This window comes from Pseudomonas sp. GW821-FHT09A09, assembly GCF_059418405.1.
Genome location: NZ_JBWKPU010000003.1, coordinates 271,550 through 283,842, shown reverse-complemented (window position 1 = coordinate 283,842; position 12,293 = coordinate 271,550). Strand labels below are relative to the sequence as shown.

The 12,293-nt window shown below is 61.1% G+C and carries 13 protein-coding genes and 1 tRNA gene; 4 read left to right on the top strand and 10 right to left on the bottom strand.

All coding sequences use genetic code 11. The features are described from left to right. Positions 1-84: 84 nt before the first annotated feature. From AC07OV_RS04360 to AC07OV_RS04330, 7 genes are all read right to left on the bottom strand, one after another. Positions 85-1,038: a D-2-hydroxyacid dehydrogenase family protein gene (locus tag AC07OV_RS04360; protein ID WP_495091672.1), complete on the bottom strand. Its 954-nt coding sequence runs from the start codon at positions 1,036-1,038 to the stop codon at positions 85-87. Between the two features lie 26 nt (positions 1,039-1,064). After that, a complete protein-coding gene (locus tag AC07OV_RS04355) occupies positions 1,065-2,066 on the bottom strand; it encodes an alpha/beta fold hydrolase (RefSeq protein ID WP_495091671.1) in 1,002 nt (333 codons plus the stop codon). 45 nt (positions 2,067-2,111) lie between these two features. Continuing rightward, positions 2,112-2,555: a YqaA family protein gene (locus tag AC07OV_RS04350; protein ID WP_176995945.1), complete on the bottom strand. Its 444-nt coding sequence runs from the start codon at positions 2,553-2,555 to the stop codon at positions 2,112-2,114. Next, positions 2,552-2,998 (bottom strand): DUF411 domain-containing protein, encoded by a 447-nt coding sequence (locus AC07OV_RS04345; protein ID WP_495091670.1) that lies wholly within the window; start codon positions 2,996-2,998, stop codon positions 2,552-2,554. Before AC07OV_RS04345 ends, AC07OV_RS04350 begins: the two co-directional genes overlap by 4 nt. Before the next feature lie 112 nt (positions 2,999-3,110). Next, positions 3,111-3,569: an SRPBCC family protein gene (locus AC07OV_RS04340; RefSeq protein ID WP_494995908.1), complete on the bottom strand. Its 459-nt coding sequence runs from the start codon at positions 3,567-3,569 to the stop codon at positions 3,111-3,113. Between the two features lie 81 nt (positions 3,570-3,650). Next, the gene (locus tag AC07OV_RS04335) at positions 3,651-5,645 is read right to left on the bottom strand and encodes a methyl-accepting chemotaxis protein (RefSeq protein WP_495091669.1); all 1,995 of its coding nucleotides are present in this window, start codon (positions 5,643-5,645) and stop codon (positions 3,651-3,653) included. Positions 5,646-5,779: 134 nt separating this feature from the next. After that, positions 5,780-6,775 carry an aldo/keto reductase gene (locus AC07OV_RS04330; protein ID WP_495091668.1) on the bottom strand — a complete coding sequence of 332 codons (996 nt, stop codon included), beginning with the start codon at positions 6,773-6,775 and terminating at the stop codon, positions 5,780-5,782. A 117-nt stretch (positions 6,776-6,892) separates the two neighbouring features. Here AC07OV_RS04330 and AC07OV_RS04325 point away from each other — a divergent pair, with 117 nt between their 5' ends. Next, positions 6,893-7,804, top strand: coding sequence for a LysR family transcriptional regulator (locus AC07OV_RS04325; RefSeq protein ID WP_495091667.1), 912 nt, complete (start codon positions 6,893-6,895; stop codon positions 7,802-7,804). A gap of 15 nt (positions 7,805-7,819) precedes the next feature. On the opposite strand, the gene AC07OV_RS04320 is transcribed toward AC07OV_RS04325, so the two are convergent. After that, entirely contained in the window at positions 7,820-7,960 is a 141-nt protein-coding gene (locus AC07OV_RS04320; RefSeq protein WP_176995951.1) for a hypothetical protein, read from the bottom strand. A gap of 186 nt (positions 7,961-8,146) precedes the next feature. Here AC07OV_RS04320 and AC07OV_RS04315 point away from each other — a divergent pair, with 186 nt between their 5' ends. After that, on the top strand, positions 8,147-8,341 hold the full coding sequence (locus AC07OV_RS04315; protein WP_176995952.1) for a hypothetical protein: 195 nt from the start codon (positions 8,147-8,149) through the stop codon (positions 8,339-8,341). A 1-nt stretch (position 8,342) separates the two neighbouring features. Here AC07OV_RS04315 and AC07OV_RS04310 read toward each other — a convergent pair whose 3' ends face one another. Then, positions 8,343-8,723 carry a fe2+ zn2+ uptake regulation protein gene (locus tag AC07OV_RS04310; protein ID WP_176995953.1) on the bottom strand — a complete coding sequence of 127 codons (381 nt, stop codon included), beginning with the start codon at positions 8,721-8,723 and terminating at the stop codon, positions 8,343-8,345. Positions 8,724-8,961: 238 nt separating this feature from the next. On the opposite strand from AC07OV_RS04310, the gene pvdQ reads away from it, so the two are divergent. Further along, positions 8,962-11,250 carry a bifunctional acylase PvdQ gene (gene pvdQ / locus AC07OV_RS04305; protein ID WP_495091666.1) on the top strand — a complete coding sequence of 763 codons (2,289 nt, stop codon included), beginning with the start codon at positions 8,962-8,964 and terminating at the stop codon, positions 11,248-11,250. A 212-nt stretch (positions 11,251-11,462) separates the two neighbouring features. After that, a tRNA-Cys gene (locus AC07OV_RS04300) sits at positions 11,463-11,536 on the top strand. Positions 11,537-11,942: 406 nt separating this feature from the next. On the opposite strand, the gene AC07OV_RS04295 is transcribed toward AC07OV_RS04300, so the two are convergent. Continuing rightward, on the bottom strand, positions 11,943-12,239 hold the full coding sequence (locus tag AC07OV_RS04295; RefSeq protein WP_495091665.1) for a hypothetical protein: 297 nt from the start codon (positions 12,237-12,239) through the stop codon (positions 11,943-11,945). Positions 12,240-12,293: the final 54 nt, after the last annotated feature.

Here is a 12,293-nt window from a genome sequence, read left to right as displayed (position 1 = left end):
CCCCCCCCCCCCCCCCCCCCCCCCCCCCCCCCCCCCCCCCCCCCCCCCCCCCCCCCCCCCCCCCCCCCCACTACAGGTACTTTTTCAGCCGAGGGGGCGGATGGGCGCGCCGTTGGCCCAGGCCTGGATGTCTTCGATCATCTGTTGGTAGAACTGGTGGTAGTTTTGCTCGCTTACGTAGCCGACGTGGGGAGTGGCCAGCACGTTGGGCAGGCGGCGGAACGGGTGATCCACCGGCAGTGGCTCTTCGGCGTACACATCCAGTGCAGCCCCGGCCAGCCCGCCACTTTCCAGTGCCTGCACCAGCGCCTGCTCATCCACAATGGGGCCGCGGGCGGTGTTCACCAGGCGCGCGGTGGGTTTCATCCAGCCCAACGCCTGGGCATCTACCAGCCCACGGCTGCGGTCGCTGAGCACCAGGTGCACGGTGAGGATGTCGGCCTGTTCGAACAGTTCTCTCTTGCTGACCCAGGTCACCCCCGATTCGGCGGCGTGCTCGGGCGTGAGGTTTTCGCTCCAGGCGATCACGTTCATGCCAAACACTTTGGCAAACTGCGCGACCTTCTGGCCGATGCTGCCCAACCCCAGGATGCCCAAGGTTTTGCCGTACAGGTCGCCGCCCAGGCCAACTTGCCAGTGGCCGGCACGCAGGGAGTTGGCTTCGGCCAGCAGGTTGCGGGTGGACGCCATGATCAGTGCCCAGGTCAATTCCGGTGCGGCCTGTTTGTAGCTCTCGGTGCCACACACCTGGATCCCCAGGGCCTTGGCGGCGGCGATGTCGATGGCCGCGTTGCGCATGCCACCGGTCACCAGCAGCTTCAACTTCGGCAGGCCCTGCAACAGCGCCTTGTCGAAGGTGGAGCGCTCGCGCATCACGCAAATCACCTCGAACCCCTGCAAACGGTCGATCATCGTGGCGGTATCGGCGGGGTAGTCGTGCAGGAAATGCACCTGGCCGACGGTATCAAGCACCGACCAATCCACCACGCCACTGGCCACATTCTGCCAATCATCAATGACTGCGATCTGTACCGACATTCACGAGTGCCTCGAAAAAGGTTGGATTAAAGGGCGTTCAAACCCTGCAACAGCGCTTTATGAAACTGGGCCGGTTCTTCCATCTGCGGCGCATGCCCCAGGCCCGGGAACTCCACCAGGGTGGCGTGGGGGATCAGCTGTGCAGCCTGCTTGCCCAGCACGTCGTAGTGACCGAGCTTGGCCTTGACCGCTGGCGGTGCGATATCACTGCCGATGGCGGTGGTGTCGGACGTGCCGATCAGCAACAGGGTGGGCATCTGCAAGTCCTTGAACTCGTAGTACACCGGCTGGGTGAAGATCATGTCGTAAATCAAGGCCGAGTTCCATGCGACCAGCGTATGCCCCGGGCCTTTATTCAGGCCGGCGAGCATGTCGACCCAGCGGTCGTACTCGGGCTTCCAGCGGCCCACGTAGTAGGTGTTGAGTTCGTATTGTCGAATGCCCTCGGCGCTCAGCTTCAGCTCGCGCTCGTACCACTGATCGACACTGCGATAGGGCACGCCGAGAGCCTTCCAGTCTTCCAGGCCGATGGGGTTGACCAGCGCCAATTGTTCGGTCTGGGCCGGGTAGAGCAAGGCGTAGCGGGTGGCGAGCATGCCGCCGGTGGAGTGGCCGACGAGGGTGGCTGTGTGAATGCCGAGTTTTTCCAGCAGTTGGTGGGTGTTGGTGGCCAGTTGCTGGAAGCTGTATTGATAATGCTCGGGCTTGCTGGAGGTGCAGAAGCCGATCTGGTCCGGCGCGATCACGCGGTAACCGGCATCGCTCAAGGCTTTGATCGAGTCTTGCCAGGTGGCGCCGCAGAAGTTCTTGCCGTGCATCAGCACCACACTGCGGCCGTTGGCTTTGCCCTTGGCGGGGACGTCCATATACCCCATCTGCAGGGATTTGCCCTGGGATTGGAACTGGAAGTGCTCAACCGGATACGGGTATTGGAAGCCTTGCAGCTCGGGGCCGTAGGTGGCGGCGAAGGCGGGGGCGGCACTGGCGGTCAGCAGGCCGGCAATGCAGAAAGCGCGGATCAGAGGCATCGGCTGGGCTCCTAGAGAAGGTGCTCGGATGCTGTTGGGAGGCGATTAAGTGGGGATTAACACCCACTGCAGGGTCAAGGCAGCGAGCACGCCGTAACGTACGCCTTTGGCGAGGGTAACCAGCAGCAAGAAACGCCACAGTGGCTCACGCATCACCCCGGCCACCAGGGTCAGTGGGTCCCCGATGATCGGTACCCAGCTGAGCAGCAAGGTCCAATGCCCCCAGCGCTCGTAATGGTGGCGGGCCTTGCCCAATTGCTTGTCGCTCACCGGAAACCAGCGTCGGCCCTTGAAGTGCTCCACCCAACGCCCGAGCCACCAGTTCACCAGCGAGCCCAGCACGTTGCCCAGGGTCGCAACCCCCAGCAATAGCCACAGGCTGTAATGGCCGCTGAGCAGCAGGCCCACGAGCACGGCTTCCGATTGCAGGGGCAATAATGTCGCGGCGCCAAACGCCGCGAAAAACAACCCCAGGTAACCCGCGATCATTGCGCCGGGTAGTCAGCCACCACCACGTCGTTGCCTTCACGGGTCAGGCCGATGACTTGGTAGGCCTCGCTGCGGCCTGGGACTTCCATGCCGGGCGAACCCATGGGCATGCCTGGGGCGGCGATGCCCAGCAGGTCATTGCGTGTGCGCAGGGCCAGGACCTGTTCGGCAGGCACGTGGCCTTCGACGAACTTGCCGTCGATCACGGCGGTATGGCAAGAGCCCAGGCGCGGGGCCACGCCCAGGCGTTGTTTGACGGCGCTCATGTCGGCTTCGACGTGGTCATTGACCTTGAAGCCGTTGCTTTCCAGGTGGCTGATCCATTTTTTGCAGCAGCCGCAGTTGGCGTCGCGGTGGACGTCGATGGGAATGAGGTCGGCGGCTTGGGCCAGGGAGGGGATCAGCAGGGCGGAAAGCAGGACCAGGCGCAATGGGGTTTTCATGGTGGGGCTCGTAGGTCAGGTAAACGTCGTCATGAGGGGGGCGATCATGACGACGTCATCGCAGGCAAGCCAGCTCCCACACGATGCCGCGTGGGGCGGTAATGTTTCTAAATTATACGGAGGCGCCGTTTTCCAGGCGATGTTTGAGCTGGTCGAGGGCAATGCCCGACAGCTCGATCATGCGCTCATGCAGGGTGGCCAGTTGCAGCTCGGTTTCGTAGGTCAGCACGCGCTTGAACAGGGTGCCACCGCGATGGGGCTGCAGGAAATAATGGATGGAGCCATCCACGGCCAGGGAGGTGAACACGGTCTTGAATTCGCCGGGGCGCCGGGCGATCTGCACGCGGTAGCTCATGGGGACGCGTACGCCCAACAGGTCGATGATTTCGGTAAACCGCGTGCCCGCAGGCAGCGAACCGGTGGTGCCGGTGTCGGCACTCAGGGACGTGGGGTGCCACTCGTGCCAGCGGTCGGGCTGGGTCACATAGTCATAAACGGCATCGATGGGGGCCTGGATAAAGCGTTCCTGACTGATCCGCTCCAAGCGGACCGATTGCTCGGCAGCGCGCATGGCACACCTCCTGTGTGACGACTAGGAAATGTCAGAATAGTCCTACTCCCGCGCTTTGCACGGGAGCCTCCAGGCAATTGATCAACGGACTTTGAAGCGGCTCATCAGGGCAATCACCCGGCCATTGGCGTCCAGCAGGCTCTGGGTGTTGGTTTCGGTGGCATGGCCGCTGTGCACCAGCTCTTCGACCATTTGTCGGATCTGCACCATGCTGCGGTTGATCTCCTCGGTCACCGCGCTCTGTTGCTCGGCCGCCGTGGCGATCTGGGTGCTGAGGTTGTTGATGTGGCTGACCGAGCCGGCCATCTCATCCAGGCCGGTGTTCACCCGCGCCGTTGCATCCGCCGCCGACTGGCAACTGGCCTGGGTGTTTTCCATGGCGGCCACCGACGAACTTACGCCGGTGGTCAAGCGCGCCAGCATTTCGTTGATCTGCGAGGTGCTGGCCTGGGTGCGTGCCGCCAGGGCGCGTACTTCGTCGGCTACCACCGCAAACCCACGGCCTTGCTCGCCGGCACGTGCCGCTTCGATGGCGGCGTTGAGCGCCAACAGGTTGGTCTGGCCGGCAATCGCGCCGATCACGCCGAGGGTTTCGGTGATGCGTGCAGCGTCCTGGCGCATGTTTTCCACGGTGTGGGTGGCGCTGGAGACTTCGCCGATCAACGCGCTGACGCTGGTGGAGGCTTCACCCACCACCACGCGGGAACGGTCGGCGTGCTCGTTGGCGCGCTGGGTGAAGGCGGCGGTTTCGGCGGCATTTTGCGCCACGGTCTCGGCGGTGGAGCTCATTTCGGTGATGGCGGTGACGGTCTGGTCGGTTTCCGAGGCATGACGCACCAGGATCCGGTTGGTCTGCGCCGAGACCTGTTGCAACTGCTCCAGGCCCGACGACATGGCGCCCGTGGCCTGGGTCACTTCGCCGATCATGTTTTGCAGGTAGACGATAAAGCGGTTGACTGAATGGCCGATGGCGCCCAACTCGTCTTCCGCACGAATGGTGATACGCCGTGTCAGGTCCGCATCACCGGCCGACAGCGCGTCAATGTTGGTCTTCAGCGACTTCATGCGCTGCACCAGTTGACGAATCGCGTACACCGCGAGGAGCACCAGCAGCAACACCATCGGAATTTGCAGCAGGGCTAGGGTGCCGAGGACATCGTCGCGCTGGGCGGTGATCAACGAGGTGGGCAGGGCAGTGGCAAGGAACCACGGGGTGCCTTCGATGGGGCGCAGGTAGAAGGTGCTGGCCATGTCGCCGTTGTCGAACTCACTGCGTTGCAGCCCCTGGTCACGATGGGCAAGGGCTTTGCTGACCTGCGCGGCAAACGCCGAACTGCCGGCCAGTTCGCTGATGTTTTTCAACACCACCGGGCCATTGATGCGCGAGCTGTTGCTGATGATCTTGCCGTCGCCTTCGACGATGAGCATCTGGCCGCCGATGTCTTTTTCCTTGCTGGCCACCAGTTCATTGAAGAAACCCAGGGTCACGTCGATGGTGGCCACACCGTAGGCCGCACCGTCGCGCTGGATCGCCATGGCGCAGTTGGTGCGCGGCTCCTGGCTGGCGTCATCCTTGTAGGCAGCAGCCCAGGCACACTGGCCGCGTGGCGAGGCGAGGCCGCCTTTGTACCAGCTCTGGTCGTAGTAGTTGGGGGCGGCGTCGCTGTTCCAGAAGGTGTTCACCGTCAGCTTGCCCGAGGCATCGCGGTGCCAGAACGTGCTGTGCTTGTTGCGCCCCGGGGTGCGCTGGTTTGGCAATGGCCAGATGCCGCCGCCGAAGACTTTCAGCTCGCCATACTGGTCTACCAGGCCCGGCAGGACCTTGTCGATGGCATCGCTGTCGAGCAGAGGAATGGTTTGGGTGATGCTGCGTTGCTGGGCTTGAACCTTGTTCAATTCGCCCTTGATCTGTTCGGCCACCTCGGCGATGCGGTTGAGCACCACCTGTTCTTCGGTGTGGCGCAGCGTGGGCGCGACCAACTGGCCGATACCCACTACGGTCAACACGAATAACACCAGGACGAACAGCACCAGAAACAGGGTATAGCGGGCTTGGATGGAGCGCAGTGGGGGCATGGGGTCGTCCTTACGAAGCGTTTATGACCGACGTGGCTTTGTTAGAGCTTCGTAGGGCTATCGGCTTGGCAGGGCGGAGCTTTAGGTACGATCGTACAAGAAAGTGCGGGCGCCGTTGACCGGCGCCCCACGGGTCAGATATCCAGCATCGCCATGACCGCTTCGGGGTAGCGCAGGCCCGCGGTAGCGTTGGCGGGGAAGATCGTTTCGAGCGCCGCCAACTCAGCCGGGTTGAGGCGGATGGACTCGGCGGCTACGTTTTCTTCCAGGTATTTGCGTTGCTTGGTCCCGGGGATCGGAAGGATGAATTCGCCCTGGGCCAGCACCCACGCCAACGCGAGTTGCCCGGCTGTCACGCCTTTATCGGCGGCCAGTGCCTCGACCTGTTTCACCAGCAACAGGTTCTTTGCAAAGTTCTCGCCCTGGAAGCGCGGGCTGAGGCGGCGGTAGTCATCGGCGGCAAAGTCGTCCGGGCTTTTCAGGGCGCCGGTCAGGAAGCCCCGGCCGAGTGGGCTGTAAGGCACAAAGGCGATGCCCAGGCGTTGGCAGGCGGCGAGGCAGCCGTTTTCCTGCTGGTCGCGGCTCCACAGCGAGAACTCGCTTTGCAGGGCGCTGATGGGGTGCACTTTATGCGCTCGCTCCAGAGTGGCGGCGGACGCTTCGCTCAGGCCCAGGTAGCGCACTTTGCCTTGTTTCACCAACTCGGCCATGGCGCCGACGGTTTCTTCGATGGCCACTTCCGGGTCGATACGGTGCTGGTAATAAAGGTCGAGCGTCTCGATGCCAAGGCGGCGCAGGGTGCCGTCGATTGCATTACGGATGTACTCGGGTCGGCCATTCACGCCGCGCAGTGCCGGGTTGGCCGGGTCGCGCACGATGCCGAACTTGCTGGCCAGGAACACCTGGTCACGCTTTCCGGCGATGGCCTGGCCGATCAGTTGCTCGTTGGTGTGGGGGCCGTAGATGTCGGCGGTATCGAGAAAATTGACCCCCAGTTCCAGGGCGCGGTGCAGGGTGGCGGTGGCCTCTTGGGTGTCGGCGCCGGTGGTGTAGAAGTCGGTCATGCCCATGCAGCCGAGGCCGATGGCGCTGACGTGGGGACCGTTTGTTCCGAGTTGACGAGTGTGCATGGGTACAGCTCCTGGGTGAGTAGGCGCCCATTGTCATCCTCGACAAAACTGCGATAAACCGGCTAAAAGCACTATCACTGTTTGTAATTTCTAAATAATCGCCCCGGGAGCTTGCCTTTGGACCGATTCAACGCCATGCGTGTGTTTACCCGAATTGTCGAGTTGGGCGGGTTTGCCAAGGCGGCCGACAGCCTGCAGTTGCCGCGTGCCTCGGTGACCATCCTGATCAAGCAGTTGGAAGCGCACTTGGGCGTGCAATTGCTGCAACGCACCACGCGCCAGGTCAGTCCTACGCCGGATGGCGCCGCTTACTACCAGCGCTGCGTGCAATTGCTGACGGACCTGGAAGAAACCGAGGCGGTATTTTCCACCCATCGCCAGAACCCACGGGGCACTCTGAGTATTGATATGCCATCGGGGATTGGGCGGCTGATCGTGATTCCCGCATTGCCGATGTTTACGGCGCGCTACCCGCAGATCGAGCTGGAAATCGGCCTCAACGACCGCCCCGTGGATCTGATTCGCGAAGGTGTCGATTGCGTGCTGCGCGGGGGCCTGGCCCTGGATGAGTCGCTGGTGGCACGGCCCTTGGCGATGATGGACCAGTTGACCCTGGCCAGTCCTGGCTACCTTGAGCGTTTTGGCGTGCCCGAGACACTGGAAGCATTGGCCGGGCACCAGATGGTCGAGTACGTCTCTAGCGCCAGTGGCAAACGTTTTGGCCTGGAGTTTCAGGTGGGTGCTGAATTACGCGAGGTCAATTTGGCCAAGCAGGTGGCGGTGAACAGCTCTGACGGCTACTTCTGTGCCTGCGAGGCCGGGTTCGGCCTGATCCAGGCGCCGCATTATCACGCGATGCGGCAATTGGCGGCTGGCACATTGGTGGAGGTACTGCCCCAGTTGCCGGTGCCGAAGATGGCACTCACCGCCCTGTACCCGCCGCATCGGCAATTGTCACAGCGGGTCAGGGTGTTTGTGGATTGGTTGGTGGAGCTATGCGCTCAGCCCGGCACTGGGTTGCGACGCTAAATCGCTGTCAGTGGATCAGCGACGTTCGTAACCGTGACCGCCGTCATCGTAACGGTGGTCATGCCAGCCGCCACCGCCGCCATGTGGGAAGAAGAAGCAGCCGCTCATGCTCAGCATGATCAGCAATGGAATCAGCAGTGTGATTCGACGCAACATTTGAAAATCCTCAAGGGTACACACAAGGTCAGTCAGGCAAGCTCAATCAGGCTTGGAACAAGCCAAAGTTTTACATCGCCTGTAACATAGGACCCTGCCGACCCCCGTCCATCCCCGTAACCGGGTATGTGCTTGGCATGTTCGGCGATACAAAGTGGATACATCTATCAGGTTCAGGAACCCGTCATGACTCAAAAGCAGCGTTTGAAATATTCGATTCTGATTGCCCTGTCGGTACTGGCGATCATGTTTGGCCTGTCCTACCTGCAGAACACCGGCGTGATCAGCGAGAAAACCTTCCAGTACATCGCCATTGCCGTGGCGGTGATCGTGGTGGTGATCAACGGCATCATGCGCCGCAAGGTCAAGCCGCACTTCTGATTCAGGCGCGACCTTCCAGTACTTTGGCAGCCTCTTCATGGAGGCTGTAGCTTTTATCGGCATTGAGGGTGATCACGCCCTCGCTGCACAGGCGCTTGAGCACTTCGCGCACGCTGAGAAACGACAGCGGAATGCCCAGTTCCAGCAAATGGCTGTGCACGCCGCGCACCCCCAGGGTGCGCTGGTTGTCGGCAGCGGTGAGCAGGGCGTCGATGACCTTCAGCCGAATCAGGCTGGTGCGCAAACCGAAACACTTGAGCAAATGGCGAATCCGCTGGTTGCCTTGCTGTTCAGGCGCTTTGCCGAACGCGTGTGTGCCGTTGCCAAAGTTGGCATCGGCGGTCGGTGAATGTCCGTCCGTGGGCAGTTGCGAGTTGTACATGCAAAAAACTCCTTATCAGAGCCTGATCAGGAAAATGATGGCGCTCTTATTAAGTAAGACGTATGAGCGACAGAAATCATGAAGTCCCGGATGTAGAAATTTTGTCGGTATCCGGTTTGTGACCTTGTGGTTGCCCTAAATAAACGTGCCCGTCCGCTAAATTATTCCCGGTGCATTGCGTCCTTACGGTGGGGTAGTTGCCCCTTGTGAGGGTGTTCAATTTGACGGTGGAGTCGGCGTGATTATTTCCAATGGGTTGTCCAGGGCGTGCATGGCAGGGGTGTTGCTGGGGTTGAGCTTCGCTGCGTCGGCACGCGAGCCGGTGGTACAGGCATCGGCGGATATCCGTCGCACCACATTCGGCGTACCACACATTCGCGCCAACGATGAACGTGGTCTGGGCTACGGCATCGGTTACGCGTATGCCCAGGACAACCTGTGCCTGCTGGCCAATGAAGTGGTCACGGTGAACGGCGAACGCGCCCGTTACTTCGGCCCCGATCAGGCAACCCTGGAGGAGCGCAACAACCTCGCCAGCGACGTGTTTTTCACCTGGCTCAATACCCCACAGGCGGTCGCGACCTTTTGGAATGCGCAAACCCCGCAGATGCAGCAGCGCATGCAAGGCTACGTCGCGGGCTACAACCGTTACCTGAAAGAGCAGGGCGCGCCGGTGCAGTGCCAGGCGGCGTGGGTGCGGCCACTGGTTGTTGAAGACCTGGTGAAACTGACCCGTCGGCTGCTGGTGGAAGGCGGTGTCGGGCAGTTCGCCGAGGCCCTGGTGGGCGCGACGCCACCCCAGGCGACTGCCGGCGTGACAGTCGACGGCAAAGCCTTCGCACTGGCCGCTGCCAATCAGCAGCGTTTTACCCTCGACCGTGGCAGTAACGCGGTTGCGGTGGGCCGAGACCGTTCCTTCAATGGCCGGGGCATGCTGCTGGCCAACCCGCATTTCCCTTGGGTGGGCGGCATGCGCTTTTATGAAATGCACCTGACCATCCCGGGCCAACTGGATGTCATGGGCGCCGCGTTGCCAGGTTTGCCGGTGATCAATATCGGCTTCAACCAGCATGTGGCGTGGACGCATACCGTCGACACTTCCAAGCACTTCACCCTGTACCGCTTGACCCTCGACCCCAAGGATTCCACCCGCTACCTGCTGGACGGCAAATCCATCCCGCTGGATAAAAACCCGGTCACCGTGCAGGTCAAGCAGCCCGACGGCAGCCTCAAAACGCAAGCCCATACGGTCTACAGCTCGCAGTTCGGCCCGGTGGTGCAATGGCCGGGCAAGCTCGATTGGAACAACCACTACGCGTTCAGCCTGCGCGACGCCAACCTCGGCAATGACCGCGTGCTGCAACAGTGGTACGCCATGAACCGCGCGACCAGCCTCAAGGAACTGCAAACCTCGGTGCACACCCTGCAAGGCATCCCGTGGGTCAACACCCTGGCGGCTGATGACCAGGGCCAGAGCCTGTACATGAACCTGTCGGTGGTGCCCAACGTCAGCGCCGCCAAGTTGGCGCAGTGCAGTGACCCGCGTGCCGGCCTGCAACTGATCCTGCTCGACGGCGCCCACAGCGCCTGCGCCTGGGATGTCGACCCGCGTGCGGCCCAGCCCGGTATCTTTCCGGCTGACCAACTGCCGCAACTGGAGCGCACCGACTACGTGCAGCATTCCAATGACTCGGCATGGTTGGCCAATCCCAAGGCGCCGCTGACCGGGTTCTCGCCGGTGATCAGCCAGGACCACATCGGCCTCGGCCCGCGTGCACGCTTCGCCTTGCAACGCCTGCAATCCCTGGAATCGCAGCCCATCACCGTGGCCGCGCTGCAACACATGGTGATGGACAACGAGGTGTACCTCGCCAGCCAGGTCATGCCTGACCTGCTCGCGTTCTGCGCCAAACGCCTGGGCGCTGATGCAGTGGCCCTGCAACCGCTGTGCACCAGCCTCAAGGACTGGGACCAACGCGCCAACCTCGACAGCGGCCTGGGCCTGGTGCACTTCATCAACCTGGTACAGCACCTGCAGCAAATCCCCGATGCCTGGCGCGTAGCCTTCGACCCGGCCCAACCGCTGACCACACCACGCGGCCTGGCCATCGACCGCCCAGTTGTAGCCAACGCCTTGCGCGAGGCCATGCGGGCCTCGACCGCCGAAGTGGCCAAAAATGGCCTGACCGCCAACAGCCGCTGGGGCGACGTGCAGGTCAGCGGCCAAACGCCCATCCACGGCGGCCCGCAAGAACTGGGCATCTACAACGCCATGCAAACCGTCCCCCGCGCCGACGGCAAGCGCGAAGTCGTCAGCGGCAGCAGCTACCTGCAAATCGTCACCTTCGACGACAAGGGCCCCAACGCCCTCGGCGTACTGGCGTTCTCACTGTCCAGCGACCCTGCATCGAAATACGCGAAGGATCAAACCCAGGTTTTCTCCGAGAAAAAGCTGCGCCCGCTGCCGTTTACCGAGGCCCAGATCAAGGCCGACCCGCAGTACCAGGAACAGGTCATCAAGGAGTAGGGTGGCCACGCAACCCCTTGATGTCCCTACGAAATATTTTTGAAATCAAGGGGTTGCACGCATTGGCAAATACGTACATAATGGCGCCCATCGAACGCAACGAAGCATTAAAAACTTCAATGTATTCAATGAGTTAGAGTAGAGGCAGGGTTTTACAGCCCACTCAAGTTTTTATGCGGTGAGTGCCGGTAACCAGGGCATTGATCGTTTGAGGCCGAGTAGCAAAATGGTTATGCAGCGGATTGCAAATCCGCCTACGCCGGTTCGATTCCGACCTCGGCCTCCACTCTTAAAAACCCCGTAGATTAACGTCTGCGGGGTTTTTTATTGCCTGCAATTGAAGAACCGTTCCGCAACTATTGGCATGTGTTCCGCAACTCCCTGGGATTTTGGTCGCATCTAGGGAGCGGAGCGGCACCTGGTCATGTGGTGGGGATTTTCACTCCACCTGGCCACCCATCTGCATTTTACTTGACCAGCACAGTCCAACTTCGATCCAGAATAGTGGGACAGGTCAGACAGGGCACCAGAAGCGATAGCCGATTGAATGCGTTGTCCCTGCGTTGCGCCATGGCATTAAAACTCCCTTGCTGCCACCGGAATCGACCTGTAAAAAGTACCCATCTTCGATAGGTGCGACCGCAAGCAGCGGGACTCACCACCACACTGAACCCGGTCATTGCGCCGGGTTTTTATTTTTCAGGATTCTTCCTCTCCAGAGATTCACGCAGGTGGCACTTTAGGAATGCGCCCGTTGCCAATAAGACCAACACGCCTATCGCAGCCACGTTCAGTGTCAGGATTCGAAACAGAGTCATTGGCTCAGTGCTGCTGCACAACAGGTAGAGGCTGTGTGCATGGCTAATAACTAAAACTGCAAGACCGCACCAGGTAGCGAAAACTTTCAAGTCAATCAGCCGCTGGCCGCTAATCGAGAAATAAGTGAGAACGCCGGAAACGATGGCTGTGGCAACAGTAAATTTTTCCATTTAACACCATTAATTAATTAATTAATTAATTGAGTTGAGGACCCGAGATTAACG

Excerpts from the sequence above, each read along its gene's own strand:
- AC07OV_RS04360 (WP_495091672.1), bottom strand. The coding sequence starts at position 1,038 with ATGTCGGTACAGATCGCAGTCATTGATGATTGGCAGAATGTGGCCAGT.
- AC07OV_RS04355 (WP_495091671.1), bottom strand. The coding sequence starts at position 2,066 with ATGCCTCTGATCCGCGCTTTCTGCATTGCCGGCCTGCTGACCGCCAGT.
- AC07OV_RS04350 (WP_176995945.1), bottom strand. The coding sequence starts at position 2,555 with ATGATCGCGGGTTACCTGGGGTTGTTTTTCGCGGCGTTTGGCGCCGCG.
- AC07OV_RS04345 (WP_495091670.1), bottom strand. The coding sequence starts at position 2,998 with ATGAAAACCCCATTGCGCCTGGTCCTGCTTTCCGCCCTGCTGATCCCC.
- AC07OV_RS04340 (WP_494995908.1), bottom strand. The coding sequence starts at position 3,569 with ATGCGCGCTGCCGAGCAATCGGTCCGCTTGGAGCGGATCAGTCAGGAA.
- AC07OV_RS04335 (WP_495091669.1), bottom strand. The coding sequence starts at position 5,645 with ATGCCCCCACTGCGCTCCATCCAAGCCCGCTATACCCTGTTTCTGGTG.
- AC07OV_RS04330 (WP_495091668.1), bottom strand. The coding sequence starts at position 6,775 with ATGCACACTCGTCAACTCGGAACAAACGGTCCCCACGTCAGCGCCATC.
- AC07OV_RS04320 (WP_176995951.1), bottom strand. The coding sequence starts at position 7,960 with ATGTTGCGTCGAATCACACTGCTGATTCCATTGCTGATCATGCTGAGC.
- AC07OV_RS04315 (WP_176995952.1), top strand. The coding sequence starts at position 8,147 with ATGACTCAAAAGCAGCGTTTGAAATATTCGATTCTGATTGCCCTGTCG.
- AC07OV_RS04310 (WP_176995953.1), bottom strand. The coding sequence starts at position 8,723 with ATGTACAACTCGCAACTGCCCACGGACGGACATTCACCGACCGCCGAT.
- AC07OV_RS04295 (WP_495091665.1), bottom strand. The coding sequence starts at position 12,239 with ATGGAAAAATTTACTGTTGCCACAGCCATCGTTTCCGGCGTTCTCACT.